The sequence below is a fragment of the Shewanella violacea DSS12 genome (assembly GCF_000091325.1).
GTDB lineage: Bacteria > Pseudomonadota > Gammaproteobacteria > Enterobacterales > Shewanellaceae > Shewanella > Shewanella violacea.
This window is the reverse complement of the sequence record NC_014012.1, coordinates 4,036,568-4,059,615: the sequence shown is the minus strand read 5'-3', so window position 1 is coordinate 4,059,615 and position 23,048 is coordinate 4,036,568. Positions and strand designations below refer to the sequence as shown.

General features: G+C 44.1%; 22 protein-coding genes. 16 read left to right on the top strand and 6 right to left on the bottom strand.

What is annotated here, in order from left to right:
• Positions 1-60 precede the first annotated feature (60 nt).
• Positions 61-294, top strand: a complete 234-nt coding sequence (locus SVI_RS16940; RefSeq protein WP_041420056.1) for a hypothetical protein — start codon at positions 61-63, stop codon at positions 292-294.
• Positions 295-589: 295 nt separating this feature from the next.
• On the opposite strand, the gene SVI_RS16935 is transcribed toward SVI_RS16940, so the two are convergent.
• Together SVI_RS16935 and SVI_RS16930 are read right to left on the bottom strand one after the other, a co-directional pair.
• Complete coding sequence (locus SVI_RS16935; protein WP_013052852.1) at positions 590-895, bottom strand: hypothetical protein; 306 nt, start codon at positions 893-895, stop codon at positions 590-592.
• 68 nt (positions 896-963) lie between these two features.
• Positions 964-1,521 (bottom strand): class I SAM-dependent methyltransferase, encoded by a 558-nt coding sequence (locus SVI_RS16930; RefSeq protein WP_013052851.1) that lies wholly within the window; start codon positions 1,519-1,521, stop codon positions 964-966.
• A 266-nt stretch (positions 1,522-1,787) separates the two neighbouring features.
• Here SVI_RS16930 and SVI_RS21600 point away from each other — a divergent pair, with 266 nt between their 5' ends.
• The 7 genes from SVI_RS21600 to SVI_RS16900 all read left to right on the top strand — a co-directional run bounded on the left by SVI_RS21600 (position 1,788) and on the right by SVI_RS16900 (position 8,722).
• Complete coding sequence (locus SVI_RS21600; protein ID WP_157608722.1) at positions 1,788-2,006, top strand: hypothetical protein; 219 nt, start codon at positions 1,788-1,790, stop codon at positions 2,004-2,006.
• A gap of 155 nt (positions 2,007-2,161) precedes the next feature.
• Complete coding sequence (locus tag SVI_RS16925; RefSeq protein ID WP_013052849.1) at positions 2,162-3,151, top strand: 2-hydroxyacid dehydrogenase; 990 nt, start codon at positions 2,162-2,164, stop codon at positions 3,149-3,151.
• 121 nt (positions 3,152-3,272) lie between these two features.
• Positions 3,273-4,010, top strand: a complete 738-nt coding sequence (locus SVI_RS16920; RefSeq protein ID WP_013052848.1) for a dienelactone hydrolase family protein — start codon at positions 3,273-3,275, stop codon at positions 4,008-4,010.
• 149 nt (positions 4,011-4,159) lie between these two features.
• Positions 4,160-4,903, top strand: coding sequence for a spermidine synthase (locus tag SVI_RS16915; RefSeq protein WP_013052847.1), 744 nt, complete (start codon positions 4,160-4,162; stop codon positions 4,901-4,903).
• Between the two features lie 202 nt (positions 4,904-5,105).
• Positions 5,106-5,675: an alkyl hydroperoxide reductase subunit C gene (gene ahpC / locus SVI_RS16910; RefSeq protein ID WP_041420055.1), complete on the top strand. Its 570-nt coding sequence runs from the start codon at positions 5,106-5,108 to the stop codon at positions 5,673-5,675.
• A gap of 202 nt (positions 5,676-5,877) precedes the next feature.
• Positions 5,878-7,455, top strand: coding sequence for an alkyl hydroperoxide reductase subunit F (gene ahpF, locus SVI_RS16905; RefSeq protein WP_013052845.1), 1,578 nt, complete (start codon positions 5,878-5,880; stop codon positions 7,453-7,455).
• A 151-nt stretch (positions 7,456-7,606) separates the two neighbouring features.
• Positions 7,607-8,722: a GGDEF domain-containing protein gene (locus SVI_RS16900; protein ID WP_013052844.1), complete on the top strand. Its 1,116-nt coding sequence runs from the start codon at positions 7,607-7,609 to the stop codon at positions 8,720-8,722.
• Positions 8,723-8,950: 228 nt separating this feature from the next.
• Here the strand turns inward: SVI_RS16900 and SVI_RS16895 are convergent, their stop codons facing one another.
• Positions 8,951-9,148: a hypothetical protein gene (locus SVI_RS16895; RefSeq protein WP_013052843.1), complete on the bottom strand. Its 198-nt coding sequence runs from the start codon at positions 9,146-9,148 to the stop codon at positions 8,951-8,953.
• A gap of 195 nt (positions 9,149-9,343) precedes the next feature.
• Positions 9,344-9,757, bottom strand: coding sequence for an OmpA family protein (locus SVI_RS16890; RefSeq protein ID WP_013052842.1), 414 nt, complete (start codon positions 9,755-9,757; stop codon positions 9,344-9,346).
• A 393-nt stretch (positions 9,758-10,150) separates the two neighbouring features.
• Between SVI_RS16890 and SVI_RS16885 the strand changes: the two genes are divergently transcribed.
• Both SVI_RS16885 and SVI_RS16880 read left to right on the top strand, forming a co-directional pair.
• Complete coding sequence (locus SVI_RS16885; RefSeq protein ID WP_013052841.1) at positions 10,151-10,600, top strand: MarR family winged helix-turn-helix transcriptional regulator; 450 nt, start codon at positions 10,151-10,153, stop codon at positions 10,598-10,600.
• Positions 10,601-10,687: 87 nt separating this feature from the next.
• Entirely contained in the window at positions 10,688-11,863 is a 1,176-nt protein-coding gene (locus SVI_RS16880) for an FAD-dependent oxidoreductase (RefSeq protein WP_013052840.1), read from the top strand.
• Between the two features lie 93 nt (positions 11,864-11,956).
• On the opposite strand, the gene SVI_RS16875 is transcribed toward SVI_RS16880, so the two are convergent.
• Positions 11,957-12,940 carry an ion channel gene (locus SVI_RS16875; RefSeq protein ID WP_013052839.1) on the bottom strand — a complete coding sequence of 328 codons (984 nt, stop codon included), beginning with the start codon at positions 12,938-12,940 and terminating at the stop codon, positions 11,957-11,959.
• 289 nt (positions 12,941-13,229) lie between these two features.
• Here SVI_RS16875 and prfB point away from each other — a divergent pair.
• The 5 genes from prfB (at position 13,230) to SVI_RS16850 (ending at position 21,777) form a co-directional block, all read left to right on the top strand.
• A protein-coding gene (gene prfB / locus SVI_RS16870) for a peptide chain release factor 2 (protein WP_172634444.1) occupies positions 13,230-14,328 on the top strand; the annotation gives its coding sequence in 2 pieces (ribosomal slippage) (positions 13,230-13,304 and positions 13,306-14,328; 1,098 coding nt in all).
• 105 nt (positions 14,329-14,433) lie between these two features.
• Positions 14,434-15,942, top strand: a complete 1,509-nt coding sequence (lysS, locus tag SVI_RS16865) for a lysine--tRNA ligase (protein WP_013052837.1) — start codon at positions 14,434-14,436, stop codon at positions 15,940-15,942.
• Between the two features lie 282 nt (positions 15,943-16,224).
• The gene (locus SVI_RS16860) at positions 16,225-16,854 is read left to right on the top strand and encodes an SGNH/GDSL hydrolase family protein (RefSeq protein ID WP_013052836.1); all 630 of its coding nucleotides are present in this window, start codon (positions 16,225-16,227) and stop codon (positions 16,852-16,854) included.
• Between the two features lie 171 nt (positions 16,855-17,025).
• The gene (gene amt, locus SVI_RS16855) at positions 17,026-19,203 is read left to right on the top strand and encodes an ammonium transporter (RefSeq protein ID WP_013052835.1); all 2,178 of its coding nucleotides are present in this window, start codon (positions 17,026-17,028) and stop codon (positions 19,201-19,203) included.
• 432 nt (positions 19,204-19,635) lie between these two features.
• Positions 19,636-21,777 (top strand): TonB-dependent siderophore receptor, encoded by a 2,142-nt coding sequence (locus SVI_RS16850; protein WP_013052834.1) that lies wholly within the window; start codon positions 19,636-19,638, stop codon positions 21,775-21,777.
• Positions 21,778-22,140: 363 nt separating this feature from the next.
• On the opposite strand, the gene SVI_RS16845 is transcribed toward SVI_RS16850, so the two are convergent.
• Entirely contained in the window at positions 22,141-22,773 is a 633-nt protein-coding gene (locus SVI_RS16845; RefSeq protein WP_013052833.1) for a pseudouridine synthase, read from the bottom strand.
• Positions 22,774-22,871: 98 nt separating this feature from the next.
• On the opposite strand from SVI_RS16845, the gene SVI_RS16840 reads away from it, so the two are divergent.
• Positions 22,872-23,048 carry a hypothetical protein gene (locus SVI_RS16840; protein WP_157608720.1) on the top strand — a complete coding sequence of 59 codons (177 nt, stop codon included), beginning with the start codon at positions 22,872-22,874 and terminating at the stop codon, positions 23,046-23,048.

Here is a 23,048-nt window from a genome sequence, read left to right as displayed (position 1 = left end):
TGAAATTTAAATTAACGTTGTATTTTTGCATCTAGTATATCGTCATAGGGATTATTTAAAATGAAGAGTAAATTCATAATATCAAATTTAATTAATGCAGCTTTGCTCTGTGTTGTTTGTGGGTCGGTATATGCTACGCAACACAAGATTGATGAAGGGTCCACTGTAATTAATGGGCCTAAAGTTGATGTTTTAGAACAAAAGGTCAACTCGAAAAAAGGTAATGACGATGTCATTGTAGTGCCTATGGGGCAATGTGAACCTATGCCATTCTGCCAACAACAAAATAAATAGTTAAGGTTGTAGTTAATTAATTTGAAGTGAAGTTTTGTCGATTTGATGCGATAAAGTCATATTTTTAATTAGTGGTTCTAAAAATACGCATGATACCGATAACATAACTACGTATGTTTGCGTAATTATAAGAGTCACTAGTTATTGATATAGTCATCTCCCCCTTTTAGACATAGGTGTTTTCATTTTGATTACACCTTTTTTTTCGTTTTTATAAGGGGGCTTCTCAGATAGTACAAAATTACAAAGAGTACAAGGGAGTAAAAACAAAAAAGTTAATGTAATCATCTCCTCTTTAAGAGAAACTGTTGCCGTTAACGTGCATTAATGAAAACGTCCAAATCACAAATGAAAGTAGTGAGTGAATCAAGGCGTATACGGCTTGGTCTAAACGTTCCATTCCCCTAGCTTGCCATATCAAGTGTCCGTGAACTAATACAACCATGGGAAACAATACTAATACAGGATAGAAGCTGACCGCGTGACTGAGTGAGAAATGCGTATCACTGTATAGAAGTTGGCTCAAGAGAGCCCACAATACCATGAGCCCGGTGAGCATGGGCGGAACAATATGCCGAGACTGTTCTGAGTTAAGTACCATATTCTATCTTCCTTGTAATATTGAGCCTATTTTTCAGATTTATTTACTGACTCAACTTCAATTCTAGATTAGCAACTGGGTTTGCGGGCGATTAACTGAGCCTTGTAACTCAGGTTTAAACCATTCATGACTTCTCCCTCAAAATAATGTAGCACAGACCATTTTTCAAATTCACTTTTAAGTTCATTGGATTTTAAGAGAAATTTTGGGTTTTTCGGTCGACCAATTTGAGCTTGCTTTTGAATGAATGTCTCATAAATAATCAAGCCACCAGGTTTTACTGCGGCTGCAATCTGTGAGAAAAGAGGGCGGTGCAGGTAATTGAACACTAAGACTAGGTCATACTTGTTTGACTCTAGCTCTGGCGCCGATCCATCTTCCAAATCCCATGTCAGATAGGTGTGATCTGTTGGCTTAGAGTCGGAGTGAGGTTCTGAAGGTACATTTAGATTCGCCATGGACTTATCTATAAAGGTGACTTTATGGCCCTTATCGGCAAACCAGAGACCATTACGGCCACTTCCACAGGCAAGATCTAATACTTCACCCATGTCTAGCTGGTCGATCACTTGGTTTTCGGTGATTAATCTAGACGCAGCCTCTAGCTTTAGCTTCTTTTCTTGCATCGATTCTTGGTCCATATATTTTTGATAAATGCCTTAAACCTGTCGGCAATATGAGGCGACACAGAGGGCATTTTTGATTAGCTGTCTAGGCTAGCCGTTAACGAAAGAAATGAAAAGGGCTTCAAGTCCTCATTTTTACTGGGTTAATAAGCTTTGTAATAAGCTATTTATAATAGGCTTTATAATCGGTTTTCATCATAGGATAAGTCTGCGCCAACCCCTGATTATTTAGCGATAACATCAGCAGAGTAACGGGTGTTAAGGCCATGGCATTGATCATAAATTATTTGCCGAAGATGCAGAAGAATACTATTTCCTGTACCTGTACCTGTACCTGTACCTGTACCTGTACCTGTACCTGTACCTGTACCTGTACCTGTACCTGTACCTGTACCTGTACCTGTACCTGTACCTGTACCTGTACCTGTACCTGTACCAGCTTCCTACTGAAGGACCACAAGTTTATCAGTAAGTGTAGGCTGTGAAGCCAGGCAACATGGGGGGATTCTATGATTGCTTTACTCTATCAGGGCGTCGAAGTTAGCCGATTTAAAAACTTACACAGCTAAATGAAACCAGATGTACCTTAATGTTAAAACAAGAGGTAAACTTTCATTATTGAATTTTTTAGGCAAATAAAATGAAGATAGGTTTTTTTAGTGCCAAGCACTATGACATGGAGTACTTCGATAAGACCAATGAGGCTTTTGGTGCTTGCATCGAGTATTTTGATTATCGACTGTGTATGAAGTCAGTTAAGTTGGCCCATGGTTTCGAGGCTATCTGTGCATTTGTAAATGACTCTCTGTGTGAGGAGGTGTTAGTCGAGCTGGCTAAGAATGGCACTAAGATAATCGTCATGCGCTGTGCAGGTTTCAATAATGTGGACCTAATTGCGGCAAAGAGATTAGGCCTTAAAGTGGTTAATGTGCCAGCTTATTCTCCTGAGTCAGTGGCAGAGCACACCATAGCCTTGATGTTGACACTTAACCGTAAGGTGCATAAGGCTTATCAGCGAACTCGAGATGCCAATTTTTCTTTAGAGGGATTAGTTGGCTTCAACATGCATGGTCGAACTGTTGGTGTGATAGGCACTGGCAAGATAGGCTTAGCGACAATTAATGTCTTGCTTGGATTTGGCTGTAAAGTCATAGCTTATGACCCATACCCAAATCAGTCTGTGCTAGACCTAGGTGTAGACTATGTGTCTCTCGATGAGATGTATCCTGTCTGTGACATCATAACGCTGCATTGTCCTCTCACCGATGATAATCATCACCTATTATGTAAATCTAGTTTCAATAAGATGAAAGCGGGTGTCATGGTGATCAATACCAGTCGAGGTGGCTTGCTCGATGCCTGCGATGCCATGGAAGCGTTAAAGAAAGGGCAGATTGGTGCTCTAGGCTTAGATGTATATGAAAATGAGAAGGAGCTATTTTTTGAAGATAAATCCAATGAGATCATTCAGGACGATATCTTCAGGAGATTATCGGCTTGTCATAATGTCATCTTCACCGGGCATCAGGCTTTCCTAACCGCCGAAGCTCTGGGAGCTATCGCCTTGACCAGTCTCACCAATGTGCGTCAGTTACTCGATGGGGAACCTTGTCCCAACGAACTATTTTAAGTCCGGATAACTATTTTTAGTCCAGATAACCATTTTAAGCTTCAATAGTATTAATGGCACATGACAGCCATGTTTATTGGCTGGTCAATTGAGCAAATGATAGCAAGAGGAAACTAACACCATGATGGTCAAACAAGAAGTTCATGATATTCCAACCAGTACAGGTTTGATGCGAACTTATCTTTATCGCCCGAAAGAGGATGGGGTGTTTGCTACTATTATTTTTTATTCAGAAATTTTTCAGCAAACGGCCCCTATAGCCAGAGCCGCGACTATCTTGGCTGGCCATGGCTTCGTGGTACTAGTGCCTGAGGTTTTTCATGAGCTGAATCCTATCGGTACAGTTCTAGCTTATGATGATGCAGGTAAAGATAAAGGTAATGAAGATAAGTTTGCTAAGCCGCTAGAGTCCCATGACTCAGATGTTGAAGCTCTGGTTCGTTTTGCCAGAAGTCAGGAGTTTTGTACCAGTCAGGTTGGCAGCATGGGGGTCTGTATCGGCGGGCATCTAGCCTACCGCGCCGCACTTAACCCGGATGTCTCGGCGGCATTCTGTCTCTATGCAACAGATATCCACTCCAACACGCTTCCTTGCCAGCCTGGCAATGACTCCCTGAGCCGTACCCAAGGTATTCAAGGTGAACTGGTTATGGTGTGGGGCAAGCAAGATCCCCATGTATCCGGCGAAGGACGTAAGCTTATCTACGCTAAACTGGAAGCCACGAAGAGAAGTTTCACCTGGCTGGAAGTCAATGCCGAACACGCCTTCATGCGCGATGGTGCAGATAGATATGATCCAGCACTTGCCATGGAGATGTATGGTCAAGCAGTCGATTTCTTTCATCGTTTCTTAAGATAGTTCCACCTAAAACCTTCTTGTTCATTCGATACCAGCGTTAACTGGCACTTCATCTCATGTTTATAGGGGAAGTGTCGGCTTGAGCGCTTTCCTTTCATGTCTCGCAATTAGTATAATGCTCGGCCAATCCCTCTCCAAATCACAAATCAATGCAAGACGAACAAGTCCTCTACGAAAGCCAAGATGAGTACGGTCCACTCATTGTTTTAGACGATAAGCATATGCGGGTACTTTCATTCGGCGATAACGATGAGCAGAGTAAGATACTCAAGTCTGAGCCTCATATTCCTCAGCATACTTATATTCAGGCCATGCTGTTAGTCCTGCTCTTTATCAAGCCAAAGAGAGTCATCATCTTAGGTTTAGGCGGTGGCGGCTTAATCCATGCACTGCGTAAATTCGATACTGGCATTAAAGTGACTGCGGTGGAGCTAAGAGCTCAAGTCATTGAGTTAGCTAGACGTTACTTTCAACTGCCAATCGGTAAAAAACTGTCGGTCATCCATCAAGATGCCAATTTGTTTCTCGAGCAAGGGGATCATAAGAAGGCCGATGTTATTTTTGGCGATATCTATGGTGCAGATGGTGTCGATGAGAATCAGTTATCAGAGGCTTTTATTGCCAATGCAGCTGGTTTGATTAAAGCCGATGGCTATCTGGTATTAAACTGTTGGAAGGAACATAGCCAAAACCGTGTGTTATTGGGTCACCTGCAAAAGCATTTTTGCGAGGTGAGGGCATGTCTGACCGGAGGCGGTAACTGGGTGGTCTTCGCTGGGAAAGTCAAAAGAGAGATCAGTAGCGCTGGATTAAAGTCTAAGGCTCACTCTTTGTCGCAGCAGCTCGACTTTACCTTAGGGCGCTCCCTGACACGATTTAACCTGTGGGAGTAGCCTAATTATACGTGGCTTATTCATAGGTCTAACTCCTATATTGGATCTCATAATCTAATGGTTCTGGAAAAACGATTAGGATGATAGCTTTTATCCGTTATCTTTAATTTGTCTGCTTGGTTAATATCATCACATCGAAAACGAACTGACGAATCATTTGAACGTCAGGACAAAGATTTTATTACCATTTACGGAGCATTCAATGAATCAATCTATCATCAATACTGAAATCAAGCCTTTCTCTGCAACCGCTTTCCATAAGGGCGAGTTTGTACCAGTTACTGAGAAAGACCTATTGGGCAAGTGGTCAGTAGTATTCTTCTACCCAGCCGATTTCACTTTCGTCTGTCCAACTGAACTTGGTGACATGGCAGACCATTACGCTAAGCTGCAAGAGATGGGCGTTGAAGTTTACTCAGTATCTACCGATACTCACTTCACCCATAAGGCATGGCACGATACTTCAGATACTATCAAGAAGATTCAGTACCCAATGATAGGTGACCCAACTGGTACCATTACACGTAACTTCGGTGTGATGATTGAAGAAGATGGTCTGGCACTACGTGGCACATTCGTTATCAACCCTGAAGGTCAAATCAAGGTTAGCGAAGTTCATGACCTAGGAATAGGCCGTAGCGCTGCTGAACTGGTTCGTAAGATCCAAGCCGCTCAATATGTAGCGACTCACGACGGTGAAGTATGTCCAGCTGCATGGCAGCCAGGTGCAGATACCCTAGCACCATCTCTAGACCTAGTCGGTAAAATCTAAACTGACTTAAATCCGGTAGCTTAGTCTTATCTTCTAGGCTACCAGGACTTAAGTGAAAGCTCGCTTAAGCCTAGTTTTATCTCCTTTGCTGATTCGATCCGCCCCCTTTCAGGCTCGGATTAGCAAATTCTTAATTTTTATAAAACCAATTATTTATAAAACCAACTTTTATAAAACAAATTCTATTTCTCTAGGAGTCATCATGCTGGATACGAATCTTAAAAATCAACTGAAAACCTATCTGCAAAACCTCAAGCGTCCAGTTGAACTTGTCGTGTCTGCAGATGATAGCCCTAAGGCACTGGAACTTAAGTCACTGGCCCAAGATATCGATAGTTTGTCTGAATTAATCTCAGTGTCAGAAGTTCAAGGTGAACGTATGCCATCGATGAAGGTGACAAGTGCCGAAACTGATACAAGTATAACGTTCGCTGGTTTGCCCATGGGCCATGAATTTACCTCGTTAATATTGGCCTTGTTACATACTGGCGGTCACCCACTCAAGTTAGATGATAGTGTCATCGCTCAGATAAAGGCGTTACCCGGCGAATATCATTTTGAGACCTATGTTTCTCTAAGCTGCCAAAATTGCCCCGATGTGGTTCAGGCTTTGAATATGATGGCTGCAGTTAATCCTAAAATTACCAATGTGATGATAGACGGTGCTCTATTTCAGACCGAAGTTTTCGATCGAGATATTCTAGCTGTGCCTTCGGTATATCTTAATGGCAAATTATTTTCCCAGGGACGCATCAGTTTAGCTGAGGTTTTAAATAAGTTAGACACGGGAGCTGCGGGTCGTCAGGCCGAGCAATTGGCTCAAAAAGATGTGTTCGACATGTTAGTGGTTGGCGGCGGTCCCGCTGGTGCTTCTGCTGCTATCTACTCGGCGAGAAAAGGCCTAAATACAGGTGTAGTTGCCGATAAGTTTGGTGGCCAAGTGGCTGAAACCGTAGCAATCGAGAATTTTATATCAGTCAAGGCGACTGAGGGACCTAAGCTGGTGGCTAATCTTGAGTCCCATGTACGTGAGTACGATGTCGACGTGATGGACAATCAACTCGGTGTTAAGTTGACTCCAAGCCAAGGACCCAATCCTTATCATGAATTACTGCTTGAAAATGGTGCGACATTAAAAAGTCAGACCTTACTACTGGCTACCGGTGCGCGCTGGCGTGAGATGAATGTTCCCGGCGAGCAAGAGTATCGAGGTAAGGGTGTAGCTTATTGTCCACATTGTGATGGCCCCTTGTTCAAAGGCAAGCGTGTCGCTGTGATCGGCGGTGGTAACTCAGGTATCGAAGCGGCAATCGACTTGGCCAATATCGTTGAGCATGTGACCGTACTGGAATTTGATATTCAACTTAGAGCCGATGATGTGCTGCAGCGCAAGGCTGCCTCTATGAATAATATCACCATAATCACTCAAGCCATGACCACCCAAGTACTGGGTGATGGGTCAAGAGTCAATGGGCTTAACTACACAGATAGAGCCACGGGTGAGCAACATAGTGTTGAGCTAGCCGGTATCTTCGTGCAGATTGGCTTGGTGCCTAACACTGAATGGCTTAAAGGTGTGGTAGATCTAACGCCTAGAGGCGAGATCATTGTCGATGAGCGTGGTCAAACATCGGTTCCTGGCATATTTGCTGCGGGGGATGTGACCAACACTCCTTATAAACAGATAATCATCGCCATGGGCAGTGGCGCGACAGCCTCATTAGGGGCCTTCGATTACTTAATTCGACATAGCGTACCCGAGCAAGCTAACGCCGCTTAACAGCCTAATTTACATCTAGTCTTAATGAAAACAGCCAGTGTTAAATACTGGCTGTTGTTTTTTTACCGCTTATAATCTTATTATGTAAAGGCTATAAGCTCATATCTGAGCCTAACTTAACACAAGACGAGGTTTCTATATGGACTTAGTTATGCCCTCATCCAAAACGGAATTAGAGAAAGAGATCCATATATATTTGTTCAAAGGTGCTATCTGGGCGGGATTAGTCTCAGTACTCATCTTGGCCGCCATCTTATTCAATATCATGATCGGGGAATCTCCTGTACTCGCCTTAAATATTGCTATCTTGTACATGTCCCCCCTGTTATGCACCTTTGTTTTTGCGGCTGTTATCATGAAAATGTATTCGGCCGATGAGATTTCTAACCGGGTATTGCTGGTTTACCTTGTGCTACTAGAAGCGAGTTGGCTGTTTCTGATCTTGATGATTTTTGATAGTTATAATGAACTGTTTCTCGGAGACGCGGCTCTTAGCGGGGTCGAGTCACTCATGGATATCTTAGTGCTTACCTTCGCCATCGCCCTCTTTCCCGATAGAAGAGTCATGTTGATGGGGGTGTTGCCTTTTATGTTACTTAGCATAGTTCTTCGAGTGAATGAAATACCAGATAATTATCTGTTTCCTCTGACTAAGTTTGTCTGTTTTCTTGCCATCATAATCACGGGGCAAAAGGTATTGTTCACTTGGTTTGAGAGAGCCATAGTGCGTGATGTAGAGAAGCAGCATCTGTTGAAGTACTTTAGGCAAGTGGCGTTAATCGATGGCCTAACAAACATCAGTAATCGTCGTCATTTTGATGAGGTTTTGTCGCAAGAGATTAGAGCCGCCGAGCGTAATAAGCATCCCCTAAGTGTGATCTTAATTGATGTGGATTACTTTAAAAAACTCAATGACAGTCTAGGTCATCAAGTGGGAGACGAATGTTTAATTGAGCTAGCGAAAGTACTGATGAGCATAGCTAATCGTCCCAGAGATCTTGCGGCCCGTTATGGTGGTGAGGAGTTTGTTATTTTACTACCGGATACAGACCTAAATGGGAGTCAATTAATTGCTGGGAAATTAAAGTTGGCCTTGTCCGAGGCAAGACTCATTCATCCTGATTCTGCGGTGAGCGATTTAGTTACTGTATCTCAAGGGGTATGTTTGTGGCAGCAAGGGATGAGACCAGAGGATTTAATGGGATGTGCCGACAAATTACTCTATCAAGCAAAATCAACCGGTAGGGATAGGTTTATTACAAGCTAAGCCTAACTTGTTAGTGATAGTTCGTACAATACCTGCCTGGTATTGAACTCTATTCAGCAATGGATAATATGCATTAAGGCCATCAATACCCAAATAGCTAAGGCTAGCTATGTTCAGTGGGCTGAGGTCTTGCTGATATGAGGGCACTTAGTTATCAAGGGCTGATATGAAGGCACTTAGTTATCAAGGTTCCAGTCTCAAAGTTGAAGTGCCTAGGTTAGATCGATATTAAACCTCAATATTGATCTTGTGGCCGCTATTTCCTATTGGTGAAGCTTGTGGGGCAGGGCTGGCAGCTTCAATCAGTAGAAGTGCAATCTCTCCTTCGGCTTTTTGCTGATTCTTAGCGAGCTGAGCTACTTTAACTATCATGCCCCCACTGCTTAACTGTGGCTCGAGATTTGTCGTGCCTAAAGATATTGCCATCGATATGCCTCGCCTTTGGTTTAGGATTTATGATCAATAAAGAAGTATCGGCTTACTTAGCCGAATGTTGAACATTATTTTATCTTTATTTGGTCGATATATATCCGTATTTAAGCCTTAGCCCCAAAAGCACTAAGCATTAATCACTAAGCCATAGTGTCCTGAGCGTATAGGTCCTAGATTGCTATCTCTAAGTTAGATGTTCTTATTCGTTATAGCCGCACTTGACTGAATAGCATCACACCAACTTATGCTGACATATCTTATATCCTTGTTACTGGCCGTTAAGATACGACTTATGATAGGTGCCGGGTAATGTGCATGGGTTAGGTATTCTTTTATTCTATCTATGCGGCGTTTTGCCAGCCACATATTGTACTTGCGAGCATCATCGCTTTTTGGATGCTTTAATATCTGAAACTCGAGGACTAAATAGCCTGGGTTATCTGATGCATTTTCAATTAATTTATCCAACTGCTTAGTATATTGGCTGGGAAAGTAAGAGCTGTTTTTAGCATAAGGGATGTCAGTGATATGTATATTTTGTTCACACTGTGCTATTGCACTTCCAGCAAACAGTAAACAGATGATAGATATGATTGCTTTCATTTATAACTCCTTTGAAGCAATGTCCAGTTGACCTTCTGGTGACAATAATATTTATGGTCTAGATGGATAATTTTAGGTGCAAATTTATGTCAATGTAAGAGAAAAATCAATCCATTGATTCTTGATGTTTTTCAAAATAGCGTGTTTTTTGAACACAGGTCTAAAGTGCCATAATTATAGCTGTGGGCCGAAACCCTTGCCACTTCTCGCTAATGGGTTTAAAAACATGTTATTGGCATGTAGCAGCAAGCGTACTCAGTATTAAAAAAAATTATAATTTACCGTCTTAATCATGTGCTTTAGCCGAGTTAGGCCTCTTTTTATGAATAAAAGTCGATTTATTTTCTATATGTAAGTATATTGTGCACAATATAACACTGTGGTTTTGCTAACATGCCTAACGTAAAAGATACCAATCCTCTCTCGCTGGATAATCAAGTTTGTTTCTCTTTGTATAGTGCCACCAATGCTATGGTGAGAGCGTATCGCCCGCTATTGAATGAACTGGACCTTACCTATCCTCAGTATTTAGCCATGTTGGTATTGTGGCAACATCAAGGCATTAGCGTGAAAACCTTAGGGGACAAACTGCATCTGGACTCAGGTACATTGACCCCCTTACTTAAGCGTTTAGAGGTGAAGGGCTTAGTGACTCGAGGTCGCAGTGAGAAAGATGAGAGGATCAGAGTGCTGGAAATCACTCAAGCTGGTAAGACATTAGAAGTACAGGCGGCAAAAATCCCCGACTTGATGCGATGCAAGTTAGGCGGCGATCCACAAGTATTTAGTGAGTTAAAACGTCTATGTGATCAAGCCTATCAATTACTCGATTCAGCCAAGTAAACGACTCTCACCTCTAGATAATTCAGGCCTAAACCTTAGTTAAATAATTGTGTTATCTTGGTTTTATTCGAGTAATGAGAGTAGGCCATGGATACAATCGATCTAGTGATAATTGGAGGTGGGATCAATGGGGCTGGCATTGCTCAATGCGCATCTGCCGCAGGTTACAGCGTCTTATTACTCGAGAAGGGCGCCATCGGCGGACAAACCTCGGCTAATTCCAGTAAGTTAATTCATGGCGGCCTGCGTTACTTAGAAACCGGACAGATATCTCTGGTCAGAAACTCCTTATCTGAACGCCGAGCCTTGCTTCGTTTGGCCCCCCATCTAGTGAAAGCCGTGCCTTTCTATATCCCTGTCTATGACACGAGTCAGCGCAACCAATGGGCGATACGTGCCGGATTAACAGCATATTCAGTACTGAGCGAGTTGGATCCTCTAGGGCGTTTCACTAGTCTGCCGGCGGTGGAGTGGTCAAACATTGCCGGATTAAAACTGCAGGGACTTAAAGCCGTGTTCAGGTATTGGGATGCGCAGACCGATGATAAAGCACTGACCCAAGCTGTGATGAGAAGCGCTCAAAACCTGGGAGCACAAGTTCTCACCCATGCTGAATGTGACGCGATAGTCCACACCCCAGATTATTGTGACGTGAGTTATCTTCATCAGGATAATTTGGTGATACAAAGAGCGTCTTGTGTTATCAATGCAGCCGGTCCTTGGGTCAATGATGTGATAGATAGCTTAGCCCCTCCCATGGCAAAAGAGAGTGTCGATCTGGTACAGGGATCTCATCTTCTATTGGACATTCCAGCTCTCGAAGGGATCTTGTATCTGGAGTCTTGCTTCGATAATAGGGTGGTGTTTGTGATGCCCTGGAAGGGAAAAACCTTACTCGGGACCACAGAAACACTCTTGCAGGAGCTAGATGGCAAACCTGAGTCGACGCGAGAAGAGATCTATTACCTGCTTGGGATATATAAACATTACTTTCCGGCCCTGGGGAGTGTTGAGCAGCTGGAAGGCTTAATCATAGACACTTTTTGTGGGGTAAGAGTGCTGCCTAAGCGCGATGGAAGTTCATTTCATCGCCCAAGAGAGATATTACTCAAAACCAGTGTGACCCACCCCAGGTTGATGACGCTTTATGGTGGTAAGCTAACTACCTATCGAACCACTTCTAAAGAGGTGGTTCAGTGGGTGGAGTCAAAATTAGGCAAAAGAATGTCCATCGCAGATCTTGATACTCTTGCTATCTTGTGATTTCGAGGATGTTCGCAAGCTCACTTTGAGAGCGCCAATAATTTAGCTGCGAGCAAAGCTTGTTCTCGCTTCCTCGCTTCCTCGTTGTCTCGATTACCTCGTCATCTTCTTCACAAAAACAACCACGAACAGGGCTATGGTGAAACTGCCTGTGAAGGCTTCTATTGCCGCTATGGCTCGTGAAAAACCAATAGGGGTAAAGTCGCCATAACCTAAGGTGGTAAAGGTCACCACCGAATAATAGATACAGTTAAAAAATAGAAAAAGGTTGGTACTGAAGTCGTTGTCCATGTCGAATACGTGCACATTACTGTCGTAACTCAAGCCAGTGAAAAGGTACAGCATGGCACAGACTAAGATCAGCCCCATAGAGAAGCCGATAACGCGCATCGGTGCCTCTCCGTAGCCACAAAAGATATCGATTGTCTTAGACACCAAGCGCTTGAAACTGTATTTGGGCATTTGATGACGGCGCATGGTGAGCTCTTTACGAATATACTCACCTGACATGGCAAATAAACCTTCGCGTTCGGCGGCTTTTCTCAGGTCTCGGTAGATCTCTTCGGCTTGTTCGAAGTAGTCTCTGGCGATCTCCTTCTCACCCACTTTTTCGGCTTCTAGTGCGAGCTTCTCTTGCTTTATTTTTTTGCCTATTGAGACATTCTCTATCTTGGCGCCATTCCACTTGATGCCAAGCAGGTTAGTGCCGGTTAAATTGGCGCAGTGTAAGTTGGATTCCCTAAGATCGGCTTTCATCAGGCTGGCATTATGCAGATTTAGGTTGAATAGGTGAGCCTCTTGCAGATCGGCACGGTAGAGTTCAGCATTGGTCATATCGAAGCCGGTCTTCTGGTGATGACGAACCAGATCGATTCCATGGAGCTTGGCACGTTTTAGGCTAATCCCTCTGAGCATGCCTCCACTACGAGCAAATTGTTCTAAATTGGCTATATCTTCCGGTTTATCCTTGATGATTTTGGTGTCATGCCAATAGCACAATCCTGAAGCTTGGGCAGGTTCTGAACAGGAATAACCTTCATCTTCGTGGTAGCAACATGTTGGGGTTTTATCTGTCATGATGAAAGTATAGACAGGAGATTTCTGCTTTGTATTAAGCTGAGAGATTAAATATCTGATAGAGCATGAGTTTAGGAGATGTTTTTATTTTGGCGTTAATTCAGATTTTTTATTCCTGTGTGTTACCAGCTCACAGAGTCAGTGGCTAAAGCCATTAACTAACAATTTTAAGCAAATAAAGCTTGAAATAAGCGCAATTCATCTCCTCGTCCCACTAGTGGTATTCACCCGATTAAGTTAAAATGATCGGCTTGCACTTGCTGCCCAATCTATTTTGAGTTGAAGAGATATGTTTGAAGTAAATCCGGTAAAATTTAAAATCAAAGATCTTGCAGAACGTACTCTTAGCCTTCGGGGGTTTCTTTGACTACGATGCTAAGAAAGAGCGTCTAGAAGAAGTTAGCCGAGAGCTTGAGAATAGCGATGTTTGGAATGACCCGGATAATGCCCAAGCCTTAGGTAAAGAGCGTGCAGCATTAGAATTAATCGTTAAGACCATAGATGATATGGATACGGGCCTCGAAGATGTCGAAGGCCTGCTTGATCTCGCTATCGAAGAGGGTGATGAAGATACCTTTAACGATGCAAGTGCCGAGCTCGATGACTTAGAGAAACGCCTAGAAGATCTTGAGTTTCGCCGCATGTTCTCCGGCCCTCATGATATTGCCAATAGTTATTTGGATATTCAGTCTGGCTCAGGTGGAACCGAGGCTCAGGATTGGGCCAACATGGTACTGCGCATGTATCTGCGCTGGGGCGAGGCTCACGATTATAAGCCTGAACTTATCGAAGTTACTGCGGGCGATGTTGCCGGCATTAAGGGCGCAACCATCAAGTTTAACGGTGAGTATGCATTTGGCTCCTTGAGAACCGAAACTGGTGTTCATCGTCTGGTGCGTAAATCACCTTTCGATTCATCGGGTAAGCGTCATACCTCATTCTGTTCGGTATTTGTCTATCCTGAAATAGATGACTCCATCGAGATCGATATCAATCCATCGGATCTGCGAATCGATACTTATCGCGCCTCAGGCGCCGGTGGTCAACACATTAACAAGACCGAATCTGCGATCCGTATTACTCACGTGCCCACCAATACTGTGGTGCAGTGTCAGAATGACAGATCTCAACATAAGAACCGAGACGCTGCCATGAAACAGCTGAAGGCTAAGTTGTTTGAGCTCGAGATGCTTAAACAAAATCAAGAGAAGCAGGCAGCGGAAGATGCCAAGTCCGATATCGGTTGGGGCAGCCAGATCCGCTCTTACGTGCTCGATGATGCACGTATTAAAGATCTGCGCACCGGGGTTGAGAGTCGAAATACCCAGACCGTCTTAGATGGCGGTCTCGACATGTTTATCCAAGCCAGTCTTAAATCTGGTTTGTAACACTTACGAATTTTTACTGACTTTATGTATATGGGCTCTGGTTACCTGAGCCCATTGAACTAATTTATTTTAACGTGTGATCTGTAACATTTACGAGAGAAGAAGATGACTGAACAAGTACAAGACGAAAACAAGTTAATTGCAGAGCGTCGTGCCAAGCTTGAGCACATACGCGCTAACTGCCCTGCAAATGGTCACCCAAACAACTTCGATCGTAAACACAAAGCGGCAGATATTCAGGCTGAATATGGTCAGTATACCAAGATAGATCTTGAAGGCATGGCGATCCAACGTAGTATCGCCGGTCGTATCATGGCTAAGCGTGGTCCATTCCTAGTTATCCAGGACGTTAGCGGACGCATCCAGGCTTACGCGGGTAAAGACGTTCAGAAAGATCTTAAAGCCAAGTTTCAGGGCTTAGATATCGGTGACATTATTGGTGTTACCGGTCAGCTACACCTGTCTGGCAAGGGCGACCTCTATGTGAACATGGAAGATTACCAATTGCTGACTAAAGCATTGCGTCCACTTCCTGAGAAGTTTCATGGCCTGACGGATCAAGAGACAAGATATCGCCAGCGTTATGTTGATCTAATCGTCAACGAAGAGTCACGTAATGCTTTCATCATGCGTTCTAAAGTCGTTTCAGCTATCCGTAACTTCATGATCAAGAAAGAGTTCATGGAAGTTGAAACCCCTATGATGCACACCATCCCAGGTGGTGCTACGGCGCGTCCGTTTATCACTCACCACAACGCACTGGATATCGAGATGTATCTACGTGTGGCACCTGAGCTTTATCTTAAGCGCTTGGTTGTCGGTGGCTTCGAGCGTGTATTCGAGATCAACCGTAACTTCCGTAACGAAGGTCTATCTCCTCGCCATAACCCAGAATTCACTATGATGGAATTCTATATGGCCTATGCAGATTATAAAGATCTGATGGACTTGACCGAAGAGATGCTTAGCTCTATTGCTACTGAGCTTTGTGGTTCTCCAAAGCTTCCATACGGCGAGCACACGGTAGATTTTGGCGGCCCATATGCGCGTTTGAGCATGTTGGATGCCATTAAGAAGTACTGCCCTGACAATGAAACTATTCAGTCTATGACCTATGAAGAGGTTAAAGACGTCGAGTTTATGCGTAACTTGGCTAAGAGCATCGGCATGAAAATCGAGAAGTTCTGGACCTGTGGTCAGCTACTCGAAGAGATCTTCGGTGAAACTGCCGAGCCTCATTTGATGCAGCCTACCTTCATCACAGGTTATCCTGCAGATATTTCGCCATTGGCACGTCGTAACGATGAAAACCATTTCATCACCGACCGTTTCGAATTCTTCATCGGTGGCCGTGAAGTCGCTAACGGCTTCTCTGAGCTTAACGATGCTGAAGATCAAGACCAACGTTTCAAGGCTCAGGTTGCCGCGAAAGATGCTGGTGATGACGAAGCCATGTTCTATGATGCAGATTATATCAGAGCCCTCGAGCACGGCTTGCCACCTACTGCCGGTCAAGGCATCGGCATAGATCGTTTGGTGATGTTGTTTACCAACACGCATACGATTCGTGACGTGATCTTGTTCCCAGCCATGCGCCCTCAAGCTCAAGGCTAAGCTTTGATTAAGAGAGGGCTGAGGATTGACTTGGGTGTTGTTTACCAATACCCAGCTCATATGTATCCGAGACGTGATCTTGTTCCCGGTTATGGGTCCTCAAGCTCAAGGCTAAGCTTTTAAAAAAAGTGAATTTTTAATGAAAGCAGCTGAGTTAAATACTCAGCTGCTTTTTTTTGCTTGAATTTCCAGCTTAATTTTTCAGCTTAATTTGTAAGATCAGTCTTGCAGAAATTAGTGCTAGTTTAAGCGTGTGATTTTGTCGGATTAAAAGAGGGATGAATGATAAATATTTTGTGTTTCGGCGATTCGAATACTTGGGGTTATGCCCCTGTCACTGGTATGCGATATCCCTGGGATATAAGGTGGACTGGTGCGCTGCAAGATAAACTCGGTAGTGGCTATCGGATCATAGAGGAGGGGCTTAACGGTCGAACATCTGGCTTTGATGAACCTGAGCGAGACTTTAGAAACGCAGCTCAGTATTTTCCCATGCTGCTTGAGTGCCACAGACCCCTAGAACTTGTGGTGATAATGCTTGGCACCAATGATCTCAAATCAGTGTTTAATTTGAATGCTCAAGAGATAGCCCTAAGTGTTAAGGGGTTATGTGAGATGGTATTGAATAATGACTATAAGGAAAATGCCAATACTCGAGTCTTGTTGGTGTCTCCTACTCATGTGGTAAAACCGCGGATAGAAGATGATCTGGTGTTTCTTGGTGCCCGAGACAAGTCTGTTAAATTTGCGTTGGAATACCAGAAAGTGGCCGATGCCTTAGGTATCTTCTACTTGGATGCCAGTGAAATTATTACAACGACCGATGCCGATGGATTGCATTGGACGGCGCAGCAGCATCAAGATTTTTCTGCGGTACTTAGGGACAAGATATTGAGCATTTTTTCCAATTGATGCCATTTCAGCTATCACTGTTGACCCTGGATGTAATTTTTTGCCCTGAAGTTTAGTCATTATTGCTAACCCCCATATTATGATCCTTAGATAAGCTTAGATTTTGATTGCTATTGATTAGGCTATAATTACAAGTCACAAGCATTAAGACTGTGTAGCTAAGGCATAATCTTGGACGCTGAACTGGCAAAAGTAGTAGAACTGCAAAATATCATGTGGATATTGATTGCCACGGGTAGTGTATTGTTTATGCAGGCAGGGTTCTGTTTTCTGGAAGCTGGCTCGGTTCGGTCTAAGAATAGTATTAATGTTGCGGTAAAAAACTTCTGTGATTTCTGTCTAAGCTCTGGTGTTTTCTGGCTTGCCGGTTTTGGCATCATGTATAGCAGCGCCGGACAGATGTTCAACCCTGATTACTTCTTTATTGCCATTACCGACTCGCCTAAATTACTCGCCTTCTTCGTTTTTCAACTGGTTTTTTGTGGTACTGCATCGACGATTATGTCGGGAGCTGTTGCTGAGCGCACCACCTTTGCCGGTTATCTGGTGATCGCCTTTTTCGTCTCAGGTGTGCTCTATCCACTTTTTGGCCGATGGGCGTGGAATGGACATTTTGAAGGGCTCAACTTAGGTTGGCTTAATCAATTAGGCTTTGTCGACTTTGCCGGCTCGAGTGTGGTGCACTCTCTCGGTGGTTGGGCCTCACTGGCAGCCGTAATGGTGATAGGCCCACGCCTCGGCAGGTTCAGTGAAGCTAACCAGCCCATTCAGGGGCATAACATTCCCATGGCAACTGTGGGTACCATCATTCTCTGGTTCGGTTGGTTCGGCTTCAATGGCGGCAGTAGTCTCAAGTTTGATGACACCATTCCCATGATTATCCTCAACACCAATCTGGCCGCAAGTTTTGGTGCCATCTCTGTACTCATATTAACCTGGTTAAAACAGCAGAAACCCGATGTGCTTCATGTACTCAATGGGGCATTAGCTGGCTTGGTGAGTATTACAGCCAGCTGTAATGCCGTCTTACCTCAGCAGGCGGTGTTAATCGGGATAAGTGGTGGTGCTATTTATCTTGCTAGCACTAAGGTTCTGGAACATTTTAAGATAGATGACGTGGTTAAAGCGGCCCCTGTTCATGGTGTCTGCGGCGCATGGGGAACCTTATGTGTTGCGTTATTTGGTAATGCCGAGGTGCTCAATACTGGATTGAGTTTCACCGGCCAACTAGGGGTTCAACTCTTAGGGATACTGGTCTGTTTTATTTGGGCATTTTTTCCTATGTATCTTTTCTTAACCTTGGTCCAAAGATTCATCCCCATAAGGGTCAAAGCTGAGGATGAGATAATAGGGCTTAATACTTCAGAGCATAATGCTAACACCGAAGTGCTGGATCTATTACGTGCTATGGAGAGACAGAAAAATGAAAGTGATTTTGGCATGAGTGTCCATGAGGAGCCCCATACCGAAGTCGGCCAGATAGCCAGAGAATATAACCGCGTCCTCTGTGTAGCTCACGGTGAAATGGAAAACACCAATAGAGCCAATGTCGAGTTAATGGCGTCATTGAGAGAGCTTCAGCTGGCCCAGACTCAGCTAGTTGAGTCTGAGAAAATGGCATCTCTGGGAGGGTTAGTGGCGGGAATAGCTCATGAAATCAATACGCCTCTAGGGGTCAGCGTGACCGCAACTTCCTATCTGGAACGAGAACTTAAGATCTTAGAGTCTCAATATAAGGCGGGAGAGCTGACTAGCGAAGATGTCGAGCAATTTATCCAGGGAGCGAGTGAAGGTACAGGCATCATATTGATCAATCTAACCCGGGCTACCGAGTTAATTAAAAGCTTTAAGAAGGTTGCTGTAGATCAATCATCGGATAAGTGCCGCGAGTTTGACTTGAGAGAATATATCGATGAAGTGCTCTTCAGCCTTCAACCTAAATTTCGAACTAATAAACACAGTATTGAGGTTTCTTGCCCCGAAGGAATCGTTATCTTCAGTCATCCTGGAGCCTTAGCTCAAATATTGACCTGCTTTTTAATGAATAGTCTGCATCATGGATTTGAGGAGGGAGACTTAGGTGAGGTTCATATAGAGGCGAGACAGGCTGGCGGAAATGTGGACTTAGTTTATCGTGATAATGGCCAAGGAATTGATTCTGATAGCTTACCGCGAATTTTTGAACCCTTCTATACCACCAAACGAGGCAAGGGCGGCAGTGGACTTGGACTGCATATCGTCTTTAATCTGGTGACCCAAACCTTAGGCGGCACCATTACTTGTCGCAGTGAGCAGGGTGAGGGCACTGAGTTTACTATCAAGTTTCCCGTCAAGCTTGAATCGTCCTAGAAGTCCTAGAATAAGTCTTTAAAGTTGCCTTAGAATTAGTTTTTAAAATCTCCCCAAGATGCACTTGTATTAGCCTTATGGGGTTGAGTCTAGGCTCCTCGCCTTTTGCTGTTTACTCGTCGACTGAGAATGCCAAGTATTGTCAGGTATAAGGGCCTTCGGAGTAATGACCCTTATGGGGAAAATATCTACCCAGAGAGGCATTTTTATTATTTCTCCTTTCTAAAAATAAGAGCCTAAGAAATCAGTGTGGCTTGAAGGTCTTGTGCCTGTGATTAAGCTCATTAGTTACTTAGCCTCAGCATTTGCTACAGGTTTGCGCTAGCTCGCAAATTTAGTCTTCAGTACACAAATCTAATTGAGAGTCATTGTTATTTGCATTAATATCTCGGCGCGTTTTTATTAATTATAATAATTATCTACGAGGTTGAAATGGGCCCTACGTCCAAGTTGAAATACCCAGTTTTATTTACGGCGATGAGTTTAGCTCTCTCTGCGAGCGCGCTAGTATCGGCAGAGGAGGCTGAAAGTAAGCAAGTTAAAGTCGAAGAGCCTGAAATGGAAGTGATGACTATTAGCGCGCGAGGCTTAATCTCTTATGTTAGCGCCTCGGCAGCTAAAAGTAATATGCCGATCATAGAAACCCCCTCTTCGATATCGATACTGACTGAGAAACGCATAAGCGATCTTGGTGCCGAAAATATTCAAGATGCCATCGGTTATGTTGCCGGTGTCTATAATGGCCCATATGGTGTTGATACCCGCGGAGATTGGGCGCAAATTCGAGCTGTGTCACCCCTGCAATATCAAGATGGCTTGCAGATGATGTTTGGTAATTACAATAATGTACGCACCAACCCTTATATGCTGCAGCAGATTGAGATTCTAAAGGGTCCATCTTCGGTGCTTTATGGTCAAGGCTCTACCGGCGGCATCATTAACATGGTGACCAAACGCCCCCAAGCGGAGCACAAAGGTGAAATTTGGGCCCAGTCTGGTAACTATGATCGCCAACAGTTAGCGGCAGATGTGACTGGTTCGATGAATGAAGATGAGTCAGTACTCTATCGTCTAACAGGTCTTTATCGTGATAGTGGTACGCAAACTGATTATGTAGACGATGACAGTTATATTATTGCACCAGCCATCACTTGGTACGCCACAGATACGACCAAGTTAACCTTACTTGCTAACCTGCAGAAGAATAAATCAGGCTCTAGTACTCAATTTTTCCCCCATGTAGGCACATTACTGCCTGCGCCTAACGGTCAGATCCCCAGTGAGCGTTTCATCAGTGAGCCGGGCTGGGATAAATATGATACCGAGCAACGCTCAGTCACCTTCCTGCTAGAGCAGGAGCTTAACGATTATATGTCCCTGTATTGGAGCAGTCGTTATGTAGACAGTGAATCAAGCTATCATACTATGTATGCTTGGCCGCCAAAATTTGAGGATGATAATCGCTCCATTCTACGATCTATCCTTATGACAGATTCAACTGCCGAAGCCTTAACCTCAGATTTACGTCTGCAGGCTGAGTTTGATACCGGCTCCCTGGAGCATAATTTAACCTTTGGCATCGATTATCAAGATGTTGATACAGACACTGACCGCCTCTATCTTGAGGGGGCTGGTGGCATGCTTGACTTGTACGATCCTGTTTACGGCATGATCACAGATCTTCCAACGGATGCGGATATTCCTGATACACCAGGCGAGAACAACAAGCAGTTGGGGATTTACCTGCAGGATTCAATTAAGTTTGGCAAACTTATCGTCAGTGGCGCCTTGCGTCATGACTGGGTAGAGGCCAACACTGTCAGTGCTGGTAAGCAAAAGGAGACTGCGACCACAGGTCGTTTAGGTCTGCTTTATAGCTTCGATTCAGGCATAGCACCCTATGTTAGTTATTCACAATCATTCCAACCTATATATGGTTCGAACGAGGTGGGCACGCCATTTAAGCCCCAGGAAGGGGAGCAGTATGAGGTCGGTGTTAAGTACCAGCCTGTAGGTACAGAGCATCTATTTACCGCGTCGATGTTCGATATCACAGACAAGAACCGTAAGCAGCCAGTAGGACCTAATCTAACCATGCAACTAGGAGAGGTTAAGATCAAGGGCTTAGAGCTAGAAGCTCAGCTGGAGTGGGATGAGGTCGATGTTTATGCCAGCTATGCCTACACAGACTCAGAGCAGCACAGCACAATACCGGGTCTGGATGGTGCTAAGCTTTCTGCCGTGCCTGAGAATATGTTGTCGACTTGGGTGACTTACCGTCCTGAAGCCTTCTTGCCTGGATTTAAGGCTGGCCTAGGTTTCCGTTATGTTGGTGAAACATCAGATGGTAGTGCCGATGTGTTTGTTCATGGCTATCAAGTGCATAAGGCATTAAATACCGAGTCGTACCATATAGTTGACTTGATGATAGGTTATGAATTTAATGATTTCGACCTGAGTTTAAATGTCGATAATCTTGAAGATAAAACGGTAATCACTAGCTGTCTGGTCCGTGGCGACTGCTTCTATGGTCAGCGCAGAACCATAACGGCGAATGTGAAATATAAGTTTTAATCTCGAGTGAGTGTTTATATCGATTATGGCTAAAACTATTGACGCTATTTAACTCGTTTGTCGTTTAGCTTGGGTCACAAGCAAGTGTCCCAGCTTGGTATTCAGGTTAAGGCGCTATTCGTCAGTAAACAGATACACTAGGGCGCTGCTTCTATAAGGGGCGCCCTAGTGCTTCTCATGGTAAAAGTTGGAGCCGATCGCCTGTTAAGCGACTTTCTGGTCAACTCTTAGCTACGGATTTGGATTTTGGCTTAGCTGCTTGCCTTAGCTAATAGTGATAGAGAGCCAACTTCATTGAATGGCTCCATGTCTGGGAACTCTGATTCTAGCTAGATTATCCGGACGTATTAGCTCAGATTATAGCTATAAAACACTTACTATTTGAGTAAGCTCGAAGACCTCACCTGGCTGCATGTCTGATAAGTGTATATTGCCGATGCGTACTCGGACTAGCCTCATGGTGGGGAATCCTGCGGCAGCTGTCATCTTACGGATTTGGCGGTTCTTGCCTTCGCTAATGGTGATAGAGACCCAGCTGAGGGGGCCATGTCTTGGGTCTCTCACTCTACGTCCATTATCAGGAAGATTAGGTTCTCCATCGAGCTTAACGACCTTGCAAGGTAAGGTGAGGTACTTCTCTCCCTTGATGCCTATCTCAACCCCTTGTTGAAGGCGGATTATCGCTTCGTCATCGATAATTCCATCGACCTGAACATAGTATTCCTTCTCGACTTTTTTACTTCGTACTCGGTGACTGACCATGCCATCGGTTGTCAGTAATAACAGACCTTCGGAGTCATGATCTAAACGGCCGATCGCCATGATGCCTACCGGAAACTGAGCCAGTTCACCGAGTAACTTCTTATTCTTTTTGGTTTCAGGGACAAACTGACTGAGAAATCCGTGTGGCTTGAATATCTTATAGTCTTGATGGGGCACACTTGGACCTGAGTTATTGGCTGGATAGGAGTCAAGTTGAGAAGAGTTATCATGCATCGCTGTGTGTCATAAATGGGTCAAAGAGATGCGTCATTATACCCTTAAATTAGCATCACAACAGTTAAGCTCAGATAATGACTGGGCTAATAAATAATATGGATAAGAGACATATTACAAGAGTTGATGACAGCGCTGTCATCGCGGGTTATAGTAATGTTAAAATTACCCAGGTAAGAGCATATAAGACCAGTGGTTATCTTGAGCAAGAAGTTGGCTTAGGGGCGGGTTCTATAGTTAATGTTTATTTAACTGGTTATAAACCAAATATTTAA